General features: G+C 70.4%; 17 protein-coding genes. 5 read left to right on the forward strand and 12 right to left on the reverse strand.

Going from position 1 to position 14,244, the window contains the following annotated elements; all coding sequences use genetic code 11:
- Nucleotides 1-59 precede the first annotated feature (59 nt).
- Genes IE307_RS08155 through IE307_RS08165 form a run of 3 tightly spaced genes read right to left on the reverse strand, consistent with a single transcriptional unit; the run spans nucleotide 60 to nucleotide 2,432 of the window.
- Nucleotides 60-866 (reverse strand): SIR2 family NAD-dependent protein deacylase, encoded by an 807-nt coding sequence (locus IE307_RS08155; protein WP_191297231.1) that lies wholly within the window; start codon nucleotides 864-866, stop codon nucleotides 60-62.
- A complete protein-coding gene (locus tag IE307_RS08160) occupies nucleotides 863-1,678 on the reverse strand; it encodes a macro domain-containing protein (RefSeq protein WP_229904515.1) in 816 nt (271 codons plus the stop codon). The genes IE307_RS08155 and IE307_RS08160 overlap by 4 nt, the downstream gene beginning before the upstream one ends.
- Nucleotide 1,679: 1 nt before the next feature.
- A complete protein-coding gene (locus IE307_RS08165; RefSeq protein ID WP_191297233.1) occupies nucleotides 1,680-2,432 on the reverse strand; it encodes a nuclear transport factor 2 family protein in 753 nt (250 codons plus the stop codon).
- On the opposite strand from IE307_RS08165, the gene IE307_RS08170 reads away from it, so the two are divergent.
- Entirely contained in the window at nucleotides 2,431-3,297 is an 867-nt protein-coding gene (locus IE307_RS08170; protein ID WP_229904516.1) for an AraC family transcriptional regulator, read from the forward strand. The two genes, IE307_RS08165 and IE307_RS08170, sit on opposite strands and share 2 nt — an antisense overlap.
- On the opposite strand, the gene IE307_RS08175 is transcribed toward IE307_RS08170, so the two are convergent.
- The 9 genes from IE307_RS08175 to IE307_RS08215 form a co-directional block, all read right to left on the reverse strand.
- Nucleotides 3,274-4,143: an aminoglycoside phosphotransferase family protein gene (locus tag IE307_RS08175; protein WP_191297235.1), complete on the reverse strand. Its 870-nt coding sequence runs from the start codon at nucleotides 4,141-4,143 to the stop codon at nucleotides 3,274-3,276. The genes IE307_RS08170 and IE307_RS08175 overlap by 24 nt on opposite strands.
- A 21-nt stretch (nucleotides 4,144-4,164) precedes the next feature.
- Complete coding sequence (locus IE307_RS08180; protein ID WP_191297236.1) at nucleotides 4,165-4,653, reverse strand: GNAT family N-acetyltransferase; 489 nt, start codon at nucleotides 4,651-4,653, stop codon at nucleotides 4,165-4,167.
- Nucleotides 4,650-5,132, reverse strand: a complete 483-nt coding sequence (locus tag IE307_RS08185) for a hypothetical protein (RefSeq protein WP_191297238.1) — start codon at nucleotides 5,130-5,132, stop codon at nucleotides 4,650-4,652. Before IE307_RS08185 ends, IE307_RS08180 begins: the two co-directional genes overlap by 4 nt.
- Nucleotides 5,133-5,188: 56 nt before the next feature.
- Nucleotides 5,189-5,641 (reverse strand): winged helix-turn-helix domain-containing protein, encoded by a 453-nt coding sequence (locus IE307_RS08190; protein ID WP_191297240.1) that lies wholly within the window; start codon nucleotides 5,639-5,641, stop codon nucleotides 5,189-5,191.
- Nucleotides 5,642-5,651: 10 nt separating this feature from the next.
- Nucleotides 5,652-6,584, reverse strand: a complete 933-nt coding sequence (locus tag IE307_RS08195) for an ABC transporter substrate-binding protein (RefSeq protein ID WP_191297242.1) — start codon at nucleotides 6,582-6,584, stop codon at nucleotides 5,652-5,654.
- A gap of 12 nt (nucleotides 6,585-6,596) precedes the next feature.
- The gene (locus IE307_RS08200) at nucleotides 6,597-7,319 is read right to left on the reverse strand and encodes an amino acid ABC transporter ATP-binding protein (RefSeq protein ID WP_191297243.1); all 723 of its coding nucleotides are present in this window, start codon (nucleotides 7,317-7,319) and stop codon (nucleotides 6,597-6,599) included.
- The gene (locus tag IE307_RS08205; protein WP_229904517.1) at nucleotides 7,316-8,164 is read right to left on the reverse strand and encodes an amino acid ABC transporter permease; all 849 of its coding nucleotides are present in this window, start codon (nucleotides 8,162-8,164) and stop codon (nucleotides 7,316-7,318) included. Before IE307_RS08205 ends, IE307_RS08200 begins: the two co-directional genes overlap by 4 nt.
- 236 nt (nucleotides 8,165-8,400) lie before the next feature.
- Nucleotides 8,401-9,672 carry an LLM class flavin-dependent oxidoreductase gene (locus IE307_RS08210; RefSeq protein WP_191297245.1) on the reverse strand — a complete coding sequence of 424 codons (1,272 nt, stop codon included), beginning with the start codon at nucleotides 9,670-9,672 and terminating at the stop codon, nucleotides 8,401-8,403.
- A 12-nt stretch (nucleotides 9,673-9,684) separates the two neighbouring features.
- Entirely contained in the window at nucleotides 9,685-10,536 is an 852-nt protein-coding gene (locus IE307_RS08215; RefSeq protein WP_229904518.1) for an LLM class flavin-dependent oxidoreductase, read from the reverse strand.
- Nucleotides 10,537-10,906: 370 nt separating this feature from the next.
- On the opposite strand from IE307_RS08215, the gene IE307_RS08220 reads away from it, so the two are divergent.
- Genes IE307_RS08220 through IE307_RS08235 form a run of 4 tightly spaced genes read left to right on the forward strand, consistent with a single transcriptional unit; the run spans nucleotide 10,907 to nucleotide 14,204 of the window.
- Entirely contained in the window at nucleotides 10,907-11,290 is a 384-nt protein-coding gene (locus IE307_RS08220; RefSeq protein ID WP_191297246.1) for a MerR family transcriptional regulator, read from the forward strand.
- Entirely contained in the window at nucleotides 11,278-11,589 is a 312-nt protein-coding gene (gene trxA, locus IE307_RS08225; RefSeq protein WP_191297247.1) for a thioredoxin, read from the forward strand. The genes IE307_RS08220 and trxA overlap by 13 nt, the downstream gene beginning before the upstream one ends.
- 19 nt (nucleotides 11,590-11,608) lie before the next feature.
- Complete coding sequence (locus tag IE307_RS08230; RefSeq protein ID WP_191297248.1) at nucleotides 11,609-13,192, forward strand: Na+/H+ antiporter; 1,584 nt, start codon at nucleotides 11,609-11,611, stop codon at nucleotides 13,190-13,192.
- A 10-nt stretch (nucleotides 13,193-13,202) separates the two neighbouring features.
- On the forward strand, nucleotides 13,203-14,204 hold the full coding sequence (locus IE307_RS08235) for a gamma-glutamylcyclotransferase (protein ID WP_191297249.1): 1,002 nt from the start codon (nucleotides 13,203-13,205) through the stop codon (nucleotides 14,202-14,204).
- The last annotated feature ends 40 nt before the right edge of the window (nucleotides 14,205-14,244 follow it).

Here is a 14,244-nt window from a genome sequence, read left to right on the forward strand (position 1 = left end):
TCACATACGTAACCTGACGAATGGACCCGGATGGCGGGGCGTCTTACTCCGGTTCGCGGCTAGCGCGATGTGCTATGGCCGGTGAGCACGTCGAGGACGTCCGCCCGGACAGACACCGCCCGTTCACGAAGATCGGCGGGCACCTCCGCGTGATCCCGGTTGATCCGGACCAACCGAGCGCTTGGCAGGGCGCGCACCACGGACTCGACCGGTGAGCGGATGACTCCGGGGGTGCTGTACCCGGCGCCGATCTCGATCACGAGCACGCCGTCTCCCAGCCACTCGCGCAACCGCTCCCCCGCAGGCGCGTAGTGGTCGGGCACGTACTCCGGGCCCTTGTGCACGTTCAGAAAGACCTCTCCCCCGCAGCGCGGGCACGACGGCACGGCGGTGACCTCGCCCGTCGCCACGTCGTACGTGGCGAGCGCCGCCTCGACGATCGGCCTGCTCGGCCAGGTCTCGCGGGTGCACGGCGTCTCGCACTGGTAGCGGCCGTAGTCGCCCTGCGGCGTCCACACCCTGTCCTCCGCGAACCCGTTGCGCTCGAACAACCCGTCCACATTGGACGTCAGGACGAAGTGGTCTCGCGCACCGACCAGTTCCCGCAGCCGCGCGTACACCGGGTTCGGCCCCGCACCGAACCGGATGTCGTCGACGTGCACGGACCAGTACCCCCACAGCAACCTCGGCGGGAGCGGCAGGCCGATCAGCTGGTACCGCGCCCACAGCCCCTTGGCGTGCAGGACCGGGAACAGCTCCGCGAACCGCTCGGTGTCCGAGTAGTCGTACCCGGCCGCCGCGGACAGTCCCGCACCGGCCGCGATCAGGACGCGATCGGACTCGTCCAGCCACCGTTCCCACGTCACAGCAACTCCTCGTAGGCAGCCTCGTCCTCAGCGGTGAACGCCACGAACACCACGCGGTCGAACCGGCCGGGACGCGCGGTCAGCCAGTCGCGCACCGTGCCGAGCGCGATCCGCGCGGCCGGCCGTTTCGGGAACCCGAAGATCCCCGTGCTGATACCGCAGAACGCGACCGTGCGGATTGCCGCAACCTCGGCGGCGAGGTCGAGGCACGCGCGGTAGGAGTCCGCGAGCGCGGCGGCGTGGGCGGGTCCGGGTTCCCCGTGCACGATCGGCCCGACCGTGTGCAGCACGAACCGTGTGGGCAGGTGGTAGCCGCGGGTGATCTTCGCCGTGCCGGTCGGCTCCGGGGTGCCCTGCAGGTCCATGATCCGCCAGCAGTCGGCCCTCAGCCGCGGCCCGGCGGCGTTGTGGATCGCGTTGTCGACACAGCCGTGCATCGGCTGGAAACAACCGAGCATGGCGTCGTTGGCGGCGTTGACGATCGCGTCGGCCCGCAGCCGCACGATGTCGCCGCGCCACACCGCCATCGGTCCGGGCAACGTGAGCGCGTCAGCGTCCACCCGGCGTTCACCGCCGAGCACCGCGTCCAGCGCCGCCATGAGCCCGGGATCGAACGCCGTTGCCCCGCGCACGGTCAGCACCGCGCGCAGCAGGCTCCGATCGTCCACGCCTCCGGGCAGGGCCCGCCCGGCACCGAGCATTCCCAGCACGAGGCCCGCCAGTTCGCCGGGGTCACCGGCGGGCGCGCTGAGCGGCCTGAACGGCTCGTCCAGCGCGACCGCGTGCCGGTAGTCGGGCAGAGTGGTGAGCACGTCAGAACAGTCCGTTGGAGTGCGGCAGCGCGGCCGGGATCGGCGTGATGACGTCCCAGTGCTCGACGATCTTGCCGTCCGCGACGCGGAACAGGTCCCAGTAGGCGACCGGCTCGCCGAACTCGCCCTCCGACTGCAGCAGGACGAGATCCCCTTCGGCCACGACCTGGTGCACGGTCTTGTAGACGAGGTTCTTGCCCTGCCCCGCCCACGTGGCGGCGGCGGCGCCGAACCCGTCGAGCCCGTCGGCGGCCTCGGGGTTGTGCTGCAGGTAGGTCTCGGTGGAGATGTAGTCGGTCAGCACCGAGTAGTCGGCGTCCTGCAGGATCCGCTGGGCGAACTCCAGCACCAGCGCACGACTTCCTTCGGTGCCCTCGGCGGCGGGCTGCGCGGCACCGTCCGTCTGGGACCGTCCACTCGCGGTGGTCTCGACCACCGGCGTCAGCGCGTCCCAGTGCTCGGCGAGCTTGCCGTCCTCGACCCGGAACAGGTCGAACGCGACGAGCGGCTCCGGCCCGAACCCGTGGTAAACGCCGTGCAGCGCAACGAGATCACCATCCGCGATCACCCTGGCGAGTTCGTAGCGGAAGCCCTCCGGCAGGGTCGAGACGAGTCCGCGCAACGCCTCGGGGCCGTCCGCGGCGAGCGAGCTGTGCTGCCGGTAGTGCGGCGCGACCCACCTGTCCACAGCGGACGGGTCCTTGTCTCCGAACAGTTCGCCGGTGGCCTTGAGCACGAGTTCCTTGTTGTCCATGGCTCATACTCTGGGCTTTCCCGTGGCCGAGATCGAGGTAGGATCACGCCTCACCATGGTCAGAAGTGGACAGGTCGCCCAGTTCGGCTTCAGCAACCCCGACCGGGGGCAGCTGGACGTCGAAGCGCTCGACCTCGGCGTGCTCCGCCGCAGACTGGGTCAGGACACGCTGACCAAGGTGCACCGCACCGACTTCCACCAGTTGTTCCTCTTCACCGCGGGCACCGGCACCACCATGGTCGATTTCGTGGACCACCCGTGCTCCCCCGGCACGCTGCTGCACGTGGGCCCGGGCCGCGTGCTCCGCCTGCCCACAGGTCCGCTCGACGCATTCATGGTGCTCTTCACCCCGGCGTTCCCGGTCCTGAGCCCGTTCGGCCCGGTCCTGTACTCGGTGCCCCAGGCGGAGATGGCGGTTTTCAGCCGCGCGATGGCGGACCTCCGGCAGGAGTACCGCCGCAACCTGCTGACCGGCGAACCGGTGGACCTGCTCCGCACCCTGCTGGGCGCCCTGCTCCTGCGCGTCGCGCGCCTGCCGGGCGACAGTCCCGTCCACGACCCCCGGTTCGAACGCTTCCAGCAGGAGCTGGAGCGGTCGTTCGCGGTCACGCGCAACGCGGCCGAGTACGCGGCTCGCATCGGTTACTCGACGCGCAGCCTCAACCGCATCTGCCTGGCCGCGACCGGGCGGTCTGCGAAGGCGTTGATCGACGCCCGCGTGACGCTGGAGGCCAAGCGGCTGCTGGTGCACACCGATCTGTCGTCGGCGGCGATCGGGCACCGGCTGGGGTTCAGCGAGGCCACGAACTTCACGAAGTTCTTCGCCCGGGAGACCGGCACGTCACCGGGGGCGTTCCGCGAGTAGCCCGTCGAGCGTGCGGCTCGCGATGCCCGCCAGGAACTTGTTGGTGTCGCGGTAGTACGGCAACGCGAGCACGGCGAGGTGCAACGCCCAGCCCCGCGCACGCGCCCAAGCGGCGTCGTCGAACTCGACGAGCTCACGTTGAAAGGCCTTGCGCCCGCGCTCGTCCAGGTACAACCAGGCCGTCATGAGGTCGGCGGCCGGATCCCCGACGCCGGCACTGCCCCAGTCGATCACCCCGCTCAACGAGCCACCGCTGAACAGCAGGTTGCCCTCGTGCAGGTCGGCGTGCAGCCAACGGCCGGGCTGCTCCCACCGGGGCGCGGCCAGCGACTCCTCCCAGATCGCGGTGAGCCTCGGGTCACCTCCGACCTGGGCGATGCACGAACGGACCGCGGAGTCGTCCCCGATCCCGCTGACCCGGCCACGACCGGCGGTCCACGGCCCGTCCGCGTCGATCGCGTGCAGAGCGCGGATCAACGCGGCCAGCCGAAGCGGGGTGTCCTCGTCCACGGCTTCGACCGGAGCGGTCTCGCCGCCCAGCCACCGCACCACGGACCACTGGTACGGATAGGTTTCGGTCGGCGAGCCCAGTTCCACCGGCTCCGGCACGGCGATCGGCAGGTGCGGCGCGACCCGCGGCACGATCGACGCCTCCTTCGCCGCCCCGTCGTGGGCCCACTCCCGGCGCGGCAGCCGCACCGCGAGCTCGTCGCCCAGCCGGTAGAGCGCGTTGCTGGTGCCGCCGTGCACGACCTCCCGGACCGGCAACCCCTGCCAGCGCGGGAACTGCGAGCGGACCAGCGAGCGCACCAGGGCCACGTCGGTGGCGATCACGCCGTCGAGCATCGATCAACTCCCCCAGGTCAGCTACGCATGCACCACCGTCCCCGCACCTCGGGCAACTCGTTTCTCGAACGGCAGCGGACCGGCGGGCGTGGCCGTCACGTCGAACAACGGCGTGTAGCCCGCCGCCAGGTACAGCCCGCGCGCCTCGGGCTGGCGCGGCCCGGTCGTCAGGTAGAGGCGCCGGTAGCCGAGCCGCGACGCCTCCTCCTCCAACACGAGGAGCACCTGACGGGCCAGGCCCTGCCGGCGGTACGCCGAGTGGGTCCAGATCCGCTTCAGCTCCGCGGTCTCGCCGTCGTGCCGCCGGAACGCCCCACCGGCCACGGCCACGCCGTCCCGCAGCAGCACCATCAGCCGTCCGTGCGGTGGGGTCAGCGTGGCGTCCGGGAAGCGTTCCATCCGCTCCCGGGCCGCCGGGCCGTACCTGCTCACGTACTCGTCGAGCAGTTCGGCCATCATCCCGGCGACCTCGGGGGCGTCCGGGCGCGTCCAGTGGACCGCGTCGGTCATCCGGCGCGCCGGTCCGGTCCGGTGCTCGTCCGCCGCGTCGCCACGGAGACGTTCGGGCTGCGCCGGGTCGACGGCATCGCCACCGACACCGGCCTGCCGCACAACCGCGTGTCCCGCACCGTGCGGGAGGCGCTCGCCGTGCGGGAGGTGCCCGCCGTGCGCGAGATGCCCGCCGTGCGCGAGACGCCCACCGTGCGCGAGATACCCACCGTGCGCGAGGCGCCCGCCGTGCGCGAGATACCCACCGTGCGCGAGATACCCGCCATGCCCGAGACGCCCACCATGCGCGAGGCACCCACCGTGCGCGAGATACCCGCCATGCGCGAGACGCCCACCATGCCCGAGGCACCCGCCATGCGCGAGACGCCCACCATGCCCGAGACACCCGCCATGCGCGAGACACCCACCGTGCCCGAGACACCCACCGTGCCCGAGACACCCACCGTGCCCGAGACACCCACCGGGCTGGAAGCCCGCACGGCCGTGCCGCACCTCGCCCCGGTCCGCCGCACCCCGGGCCTCGACGTCGTACCGGTCATCCGGCGCGCCGATCCGCCAGCCGCACCACGTTCGGCGAGCGCTCCACCCGGAACCGGCCGCTCGACGCGACCAGGTAGCCGACCCCGCGCACGGTCTGGATGACGTCCGCCGCGTCGCCGAGCTTCTGCCGGACGCGCCGGACGTGCACGTCGACCGTGCGGGCGCCGCTGTAGTCGTCGTTGACGCCCCACACCGTCGCCAGCAGCTCGCGCCTGCGGTGCACCCGGTCGGTGTGGGAGCACAGGTGCAGCAGCAGTTCGAACTCCAGCCGCGTCAGCTCGACGACGGCGTCGTGCAGCAGGACCTGGCGGGTGTCCGGCAGGATCCGGACGTCCACGTCCTCGACCTCCGCTTGTACCGCGGGCATCAGGCCCGCGTCCTGCAGCGCGCCGAGCAGCCTCAGCGCGGTGTCCTCGTCCTCGGTGTCGATGGTGATGCTGAACCTCATGTCACACCCCTCAGGTCTTCGGCAGGCCCTGCGGGTTGACCTCCGACGTCGGCACGGCCTCGTCGGACAGCCCCCAGCGCTTCAGGACCTCTGCGTACTTGCCGTTGGCGATCAGCTGGTTCAACGCCTCCTGGACCGGGACCACGAGTCCGCTGTCCTTCTTGGTGGTCACCGCGATCTTGCCCTGGACGGAGGCGCCGCCGGAGAAGTTGCCGATCACCTCGGTCTGCCCGGACGTCGCCGCGTGGTAGGCCGAGGTGGGGTTCGGGCCGAGGTAGGCGTCGATGCGGCCGGACTGCAGCGCCAGGTAGTAGTCCGACGAGTTCTGGAAGTACTTGATGTCCGTGGCCTTCAGGCCCGCGGCGACGTTCTGCGTGCTCCAGTCGACGAGGATCTTCTCCTGGTTGGTGCCCGACGTCACGGCGATCACCTTGCCCGCCACGTCCTTGGGCTCCTTCACCTTCCAGGTGCCGCCCTTCTTCGCCTCGAACGCCAGCGTGTCCAGGCGGTAGGTGGCGAAGTCGTACTTCTCCTTGCGCGCCTCGGTCACGGTGATGTTCGACAGGCCGAGGTCGTAGGCGCCGCTGTCGAGGCCGACGAACAGGTTCTCCCACGACGACACCTCGAGCTTGGGCTTGAGGCCCAGCACGTCGGCGACGAGCGTGGCGATGTCGGTCTCGACGCCGATCACGGTCTTGTCGTCGGTGGCGTAGAACCGCAGCGGTGGTGCTGTGCCGGCGGATCCGCCGATCGTCAGCTCCCCCTTGGTTCTGAACTTCTCCGGCACCTTCGAGGCGATCTTGTCGTCCTTGGTCGCCGTGACCCGCTTCTGGTCCGGGCCCAGGTTCACGCTCAGGCCGGCGACCTCGGTGGGCTCTTCACCGCCGGCGGTGCCACAGGCGGCCAGTCCGAACGCCAGCACGGCGAGAAGTACTTTGCGCACAACGAACTCCTTCTACAGAACCTTGGACAGGAAAGCGCGGGTGCGCTCGTGGACGGGGTGGTCGAGCACCTGCTCCGGCGGTCCCTCTTCGACGATCACGCCGTCGTCCATGAACACGATCCGGTCGGCCACCTCGCGGGCGAAGCCGATCTCGTGCGTGACCACGACCATCGTCGTGCCGGACCGGGCGAGGTCGCGCAGCACGTCGAGCACCTCACCGACCAGCTCGGGGTCGAGCGCCGACGTCGGTTCGTCGAACAGCACGACCTTCGGCCGCGTGGCGAGGGCTCGTGCGATCGCGACGCGCTGCTGCTGACCGCCGGAGAGCTGCCGCGGGTACGCGGACGCCTTGTCCACCAGCCCGACGCGTTCGAGGAAGTGCCGCGCGTCGGACAGCTCGGCGACCTCGGCGATGTTCTCCAGCGCGGTCAGGTGCGGGAAGAGGTTGAAGTTCTGGAAGACGAACCCGATGTCCTTGCGCTGCTTGAGGATCTCGCGTTCCTTGAGCTCGTGGAGCTTCCCGCCGCGCCGCCGGTAGCCGATCAGCTCGCCGTCGATGGTGATGTACCCGCGGTTGACCTTCTCCAGGTGGTTGATCGTGCGCAGCAGCGTCGACTTGCCGGAGCCGGACGGCCCGAGCACCACGACGACCTCGCCGGCCGCGACGTTCAACGACACCCCGCGCAGCACTTCCAGTGAGCCGAAGCTCTTGTGCACGCCCAGAACCTCGATCACCGGCGGTCTCCTCGCGCGAAGTAGCGCTCGACGTAGTGCTGGCCGATCGAGAGCAGGGTGGTCAGGATGATGTACCAGACGGTCGCGACCATCAGCAGTGCCACGACCCGCGCGTTGCGGCCGTAGATGACCTGCACCTGGTAGAAGAGCTCGCCGATCGCCATCACCGAGACGACCGAGGTGCCCTTGAACAGGCTGATCACCTCGTTGGCGGCGTTGGGCAGGATCGACCGCATCGCCTGCGGCAGAACGATCCTGCGGAACTGCCGGAACCTCGGGATGCCGAGCGCGGCGGCCGCTTCCAGCTGCCCGCGGTCGACCGAGATCACGCCGGACCGGACGATCTCCGCCGCGTAGGCCGCCTGGTGCAGCGCGAGGCCGAGCACTGCGGCGCCCATCGGGCTGATCAGCGAGATCGTCTCGAAGCTCACGAACTCCGGCCCGAACGGGATGCCGAGCGAAAGCCGTTGGTACAGATAGGAGATGTTGAACCAGAACAGCAGCTGCACGATCAGCGGGATCGACCGGAACGCCCAGATGTAGGTCCAGCCCACCGCGCTGAGGAACGGGCTCTTCGACATCCGCAGCACCGCGACCACGATGCCGAGCGCGAACCCCAGGACCGTTCCGAACACGGTCAGGAAGATGGTCGTGCCGACGGCGGTCAGGATCGACTGGGCGGTGAAGTACCGCGCGAACGTCGGCCAGTCCCAGGCGGGGTTCGTGACCAGGCCGTGCACGAACTGCGCGGCGAGCACCAGCACGAAGGCGACGCCGACCCAGCGCCACGGGTGGCGGGCCGGCACGACCGGTAACGCGGAGAGATCATCGTCCTTTGTGGACACTGGCGTCAGCGTGCCGGAAGAGGTCATGACGAGTCCTTGCTGCGGCGGGGAACGTGAGACGAGCGGAGGAGGAGGTCAGCTCGTACAGTCGTTGTGGCAGCGGGAGGACAGGATCGATCCGGCGGCGACCATCCCGTCCTCCCTTCCCTGCGCTCTTGAGGAGAGCACTCACTCTGGCGACGCTCACGTTAGGTACCGATGAACCACCTGGGCAAGGACGTCCACGTGCTGAACAACTATCGGATACCGAGATGATCCCTCAACGTCGGACCTGAGTACTCAGACCGGAAGACGCCGCGCTCCTGCAGCAACGGCACGACGGTGTCCGCGAACTCGTCGAGCCCGCCCGGCGTCACGTGCGGCACCAGGATGAAGCCGTCGGCCGCGTCCTGCTGCACCAGGTCGTTGATCTGCGTGGCGACGCTGTCCGCCGACCCGATGAACGTCTGCCGGGCGCTCACGTCGATCACGAGGTCGCGGATGGACAGGCCCTTCGCGGCGGCCTTCTCCCGCCACTCCCGCACCGTCGCCGCCGGGTCCTTGAACATCCGCACGCTCGCGCGGCCCTTCGCGATGGTGTTCTCCCCGGTCAGCGGCTCCACGTCCGGGAGCGGCCCGTCCGGGTCGTAGCCGCTCAGGTCCCGGTTCCACACCTGCTCGAGGAACCGGATCGCGGTCGCCCCGCTGACCTGCTGGCGCCGCACCACCGCGGCCTTCTCCTGGGCGTCCGCGTCGGTGTCGCCGAGGATGAACGTGGCCGCGGGCAGCACCACGAGCTGGTCGTGCGTGCGGCCGTACTTGGCCAGCCGCCCCTTCACGTCGCCGTAGAACTTCTGGCCCGCCTCCAGGGTGCCGTGCCGCGAGAAGATCGCGTCGGCGGTGGCCGCGGCGAACTCCCTGCCCTCCTCGGAGTCACCCGCCTGCAGGATCACCGGACGCCCCTGCGGCGAGCGCGGGACACCGAACGTGCCGCTGATGTCGAAGTGCTGGTCGGTGTGCTCGAACGAACCCACGCCGGTGTCGAACAGCTTCCACGCCGCGCGCAGGAACGACTCCGCGCGGGTGTAGCGGTCCTCGTTCGCGAGGAACCCGCCGCGCCGGAAGTTCTCCCCGGTGAACGCGTCCCACGAGGTCACTACGTTCCAGGCGGCGCGCCCGTCCGACAGGTGGTCGAGCGAGGCGAACTGCCGCGCCACCTCGTACGGTTCGTTGAACGTCGAGTTGATCGTGCCCGCGAGGCCGAGCTTCGTGGTGACGGCGGCCAGCGCGGCGAGCACGGTGAACGTGTCGGGTCGGCCCACGACGTCGAGGTCGTAGATCTCGCCGCCCTGCTCGCGCAGCCGCAGTCCCTCGGCGAGGAAGAAGAAGTCGAACTTCGCCCGTTCGGCCGTCTGTGCCAAGTGGACGAACGAGTCGAACTCGATGTGGCTGCCCGCCTGCGGATCGCTCCAGACGGTCGTGTTGTTCACGCCGGGGAAGTGCGCGGCGAGGTGGATCTGCTTCGTCATCCCGCACTCCTTCTAGGCGAACTGGTTGGCAGGCCGGGCGAGGCCGAGGTGGCCGCGCAGCGTCGTGTGCTCGTACTCGCTGCGGAACAGGCCGCGGCCGCGCAGCTCCGGAACCAGCTCGCGGGTGATCTGCTCCAGGTCACCGTGCACCCGGAAGCCCGCGAACCCCTCGGAGTGCCAGGCGACCAGCTGGTCGACGGGTGTGGACACGTCCACGTCCCGGAACACGAGCCTGCCGGAGGCTGAGACCTCGTCGGAGAACACGACGTCCCCCACCGGTTCCGTCGCGGCGATCAGCGGGTGGCCCTGCGGCGGGCGCGGCGTGATCGACGGCCCGCGCACCTTGAACCACCTGCCCTCGAAGTCGATGTAGTGGAGCTTCTCGCGGTCGATGAACCGCCCGGTGGCCTCGTCGCGGATCTCCGCGTCGTCCTCCCAGCTGTCCCACAACCGGCGCAGCACCTCGGCGTAGTCGGCGGCCTCCTCCCACAGCTCGGCCTCCGGCCCGACCGACCGGCGCCCGAAGTGCCGCGCGTCGGCCGGGTCCGGCGCGACGGCCAGTTGGACGCCCGCCCGTCCCTTGCTGACGTAGTCGAGCGTGGCGATCGCCTTGGATACGTGGAACGGCTCGGTGTGCGTCACGACCGCCGTCGGCACCAGCCCGACGTGCGTGGTCAGCGGGGCGATGCGCGCGGCCGTGAGCACCGCGTCCAGCCCCTGCCGCCCGTCGAGCGAGTCCCCGAACGTGACGAAGTCGAGCGTGCCGTGCTCGGCCTCGCGCACGAGCCCGGCCCAATGCCTTGCGGTGAAAGCCTCTTCGCCGGTCGCGTGGAGCGCGGCGGCCAGGTGCAGTCGTGAGCCCACCGGTCCCCCTCTCGTCGTTTTCCTCGCATTCTGGGCGCGGTGGAGTGCCTCGTGCTGGGGCGGCCACTGGGTGGGACTTCTGGCCGGAGCGGGAATATTTTCGCGCTTGCGGACTCCGGCCGGGTGGTGCCACGATCTTGCGCATGACGACTCGAAAGGGCGTGCGCGCCCTCGCGCTGTGAGCGCACCGGGCGGGCTCGAGGCCCGCTCCCCCGATCGTTCCCCTCTCCGCGGCACCTGGCAGACCGTCCAGGCGCGGATCGCCGCCCTCCTGTGGACCCTGCGCCACCGGCTGCAGCGCGGCGACTGGCAGGGCGCCCCGAGCCGAAGGCTTGCCTTGACGTGCACGTGAAGGTTTAGCGTTCGGTCCATGAGGATCGGCGAACTGGCCAAGCAAGCCGGCACCACCACCCGTGCGCTGCGCTTCTACGAGTCCGAAGGGCTCCTCGAGGCGCAGCGCACGCCGAACGGCTACCGCGAGTACGACGAGCACGACCTGCGGCTGGTTCGCGAGATCCAGTCGCTGCAGGCGGTCGGGATGTCCCTGCAGGACACCCGGCCGTTCATCGCCTGTCTGCGCGCGGGGCACGAGTCCGGCGATTCCTGCCCCGACTCGCGCGAGGTCTACCGGCGCAGGCTCGCCGAGGTGGACGCCTGCCTGGACGAGCTCAACACCGTCCGGGAGTTCCTGCTGGCCAGACTCGCCTTCCAGGACCCGTGCGCCGTACCCGAGGAGATTCCGTGCAACAGCTGACCGACGCCACCTTCAGCGAGACGACGAGCACCGGCACCGTGCTCGTCGAGTTCTGGGCGCAGTGGTGCGGACCGTGCCACATGCTCACGCCGGTGCTGGAGGAGATCGACCGCGAGCGCGACGACCTGACCGTCGTCAAGATCAACGCCGACGAGAACACCGCCACCGCCCGCGACCACCAGGTCATGTCGCTGCCCACGATGCTGCTGTTCCGCGACGGCGTGCCGATCCGCCAGATCGTGGGAGCGCGCCCCAAGTCGCGTCTGCTGGCCGAACTGGATGACGCGCTGCGCGCCTGATCGGCCTATCTTCTAGCGCATGCTCGGTCTTGAACTCGTAGTGGTGCTGGGCGTGTGCATCCTCGCGAGCAGCGTCGTGTCCGGACGCCTGCGCGTCGCCGCACCGGTCCTGCTGGTGGTCTCCGGCGCGGTGCTCGGCTTCGTGCCCGCCCTGCAGGAGGTCAGCCTGCCGCCGGAGGCGATGCTGCTGATCTTCCTGCCGGCGTTGCTGTACTGGGAGAGCCTCAACACCTCGTTGCGGGAGATCCGCAGCAACCTGCGCCCGATCGTGCTGCTCAGCACGCTGCTCGTGCTCGCGACGGCCGGGGCGGTGGCGTCCGTCGCCCACGCCCTGGGCCTCGACTGGGGTCCGGCGTGGGTGCTCGGCGCCGCTCTCGCGCCCACCGACGCGACGGCCGTCTCGGCGATCGCCCGCGGCATGCCCCGCCGCACCACGACGATCCTGCGCGCCGAATCGCTGATCAACGACGGCACGGCGCTCGTGATCTACGCGATCGCGGTGTCCATCACCATCGGCGAGCAGCAGTTCAGCACCGGACGCGTCGGGCTGCAGCTGCTGCTGTCGTACGCGGGCGGCGCGGTGGCCGGTCTCGTCATCGCCTGGCTCGCCGTGCAGGTCCGCAAGCGCCTCGACAGCCCGTTGCACGAGACGGTGGTCAGCATCCTGACCCCGTTCGCCGCGTTCCTGCTGGCCGAGACGGTGCACGGCTCGGGCGTGATCGCCGTCGTGACGTGCGGCCTGGTGCTGGCGCAGGTCGGTCCGCGCATCGTGCGCGCCGACACCCGCCAGGTCAGCTACGCGTTCTGGGGCATCGCCACGTTCGTTCTCAACGGCGCCCTGTTCGTCCTGATCGGACTCCAGGCCCACAGCGCCGTCCGCGCGCTGGACGGCTCGGAGATCCTCGCGTCGTTCGGCGCCATCGGGCTGGTGGCGCTGACCGTGGCGGGCACGCGCCTGCTCTGGGGCTACACCACCCCGTACGTCATCCGGGCCCTCGACCGCCGCCCGCAGCAACGGCTCCGCCGCGTGGGCGCACGGCAACGCCTGGCCTCGTCCGCCGTCGGGTTCCGCGGCGCGGTGTCCCTGGCCGCCGCGCTGGCCGTGCCCGAGACCGTGGTCGGCGGCGGCCCGTTCCCGTTCCGCGACGAGATCGTCCTCATCACCTCCGGCGTCGTCGTGCTGACGCTGGTCATCCAGGCGGTCCTGCTGCCGTCGATCATCCGCTTCTCCCAGCTCCCCGAGGACACGGCGCTCGACGACGAGCTGAGGCTGGCCCAGTCGACGGCCTCCGAGGAGGCCTACGAGGCCCTCCCCCGGCTCGCAGACGAGGTCGGGGTCTCCGACGTCGTCTACAAGAGGGTGCTCGCCGAGTACGAACACCACCTCGAGGTCACGCGCGCTCGCGAGGCCGGCGACGAGGAGGTGGCGCAGTCCGAGGTCGAGTACACGGCGCTGCGGCTGCAGCTGATCGCGCACAAGCGGGCGACCGTCGTGCGGCTGCGGGACGAGCAGGCCATCGACGACATCGTGCTGCGAACGGTGCAGCGCAAGCTGGACGTCGAGGAGGTGCGGCTGTCCCGGCGTGAGGTGGAGGACGACTAGGGTCCGACCCATGATCACTCCGCGCGAGCACGTGCTGGGCCGCATCGCCGACCACCTCGTCGGGCTCGGCCGCCCGCTCCGGGTCGCGGTGGACGGCATCACGGCGTCGGGCAAGACGACCCTGGCCCGTGAGCTGACCGCGTTGGTGGCGGCTCGCGGGCGTTCCGCCGCGCACCTGTCGATGGACGGGTTCCACCACCCCCGCGCCATCCGGCACCGGCAGGGGCGTGACTCGGCGGACGGGTACTACCTGGACGCCTACGACTTCAGCTCGTTCTCGCGCCTGGTGCTGGAGCCGCTCGGACCCGGTGGGGACCGCCGGTACCGCTCGCGGATCATCGACCTGCGGTCGGACGTGGCCGTCGACGAGCCTCCTGTTCCGGCCCCTGACGACCTCGTGCTCGTGGTGGACGGCAGCTTCCTGCAACGCGAGCTGGAGTGGGACGAGGTCGTCTTCGTCGACACGCCGTTCGCCGTCGCCCGTGACCGCGGGACCCGGCGCGACACGGAGTTGCTGGGCGGGCCGGAGCAGGCCGGGCACGCGTTCGACCAGCGCTACCACGCGGCGAGCCGCCGGTACCTGGACGAGGTCGGACCGGCGGAGCGGGCTTCGGTCGTGGTGGGCAACGAGGACGTGGCCCGGCCCGTCCTGCGCCGGATCGGCGGCCGCGCCGATGCGGTGGTGAACCTCTTCTCGTACGGCACGCTGCAGGCGCCGTCGGTGCAGATCGAGCACTTCGGGCGGACGCTGGTCGGCAAGGAGGACGTGCTGCCCGGCCACCGGCAGGACTGGGTCACGATCACCGACCCGGCCGTGGTCGAGGTCAGCGGGACGGACCGGCACCCGATCGTCCGGCGCACAGGGGACGCGGCCGACGCGGTCGCCGGGACGATGCTGGAGGTGACGACCGCGGAGCTGGCCGCGGCCGACGTCTACGAGGTGGACGACTACCGCCGCGCCCTGGTCAGGCTCGGTTCCGGCGAGGTGGCCTGGGTGTACCTGCAGGCGTGACCGCGAATGTTCACGTGGAGCCGGCGAACACCGAGAACGA

The organism is Lentzea cavernae, from assembly GCF_014653695.1.
Classification (GTDB): domain Bacteria; phylum Actinomycetota; class Actinomycetes; order Mycobacteriales; family Pseudonocardiaceae; genus Lentzea; species Lentzea cavernae.

What these genes read in the sequence shown, in the direction of transcription:
- IE307_RS08220 (WP_191297246.1), top strand. Translation starts at nt 10,907, where the DNA reads ATGAGGATCGGCGAACTGGCCAAGCAAGCCGGCACCACCACCCGTGCG.
- IE307_RS08230 (WP_191297248.1), top strand. Translation starts at nt 11,609, where the DNA reads ATGCTCGGTCTTGAACTCGTAGTGGTGCTGGGCGTGTGCATCCTCGCG.
- IE307_RS08175 (WP_191297235.1), bottom strand. Translation starts at nt 4,143, where the DNA reads ATGCTCGACGGCGTGATCGCCACCGACGTGGCCCTGGTGCGCTCGCTG.
- IE307_RS08190 (WP_191297240.1), bottom strand. Translation starts at nt 5,641, where the DNA reads ATGAGGTTCAGCATCACCATCGACACCGAGGACGAGGACACCGCGCTG.
- IE307_RS08235 (WP_191297249.1), top strand. Translation starts at nt 13,203, where the DNA reads ATGATCACTCCGCGCGAGCACGTGCTGGGCCGCATCGCCGACCACCTC.
- IE307_RS08210 (WP_191297245.1), bottom strand. Translation starts at nt 9,672, where the DNA reads ATGACGAAGCAGATCCACCTCGCCGCGCACTTCCCCGGCGTGAACAAC.
- IE307_RS08170 (WP_229904516.1), top strand. Translation starts at nt 2,431, where the DNA reads ATGGCTCATACTCTGGGCTTTCCCGTGGCCGAGATCGAGGTAGGATCA.
- IE307_RS08180 (WP_191297236.1), bottom strand. Translation starts at nt 4,653, where the DNA reads ATGACCGACGCGGTCCACTGGACGCGCCCGGACGCCCCCGAGGTCGCC.
- IE307_RS08165 (WP_191297233.1), bottom strand. Translation starts at nt 2,432, where the DNA reads ATGGACAACAAGGAACTCGTGCTCAAGGCCACCGGCGAACTGTTCGGA.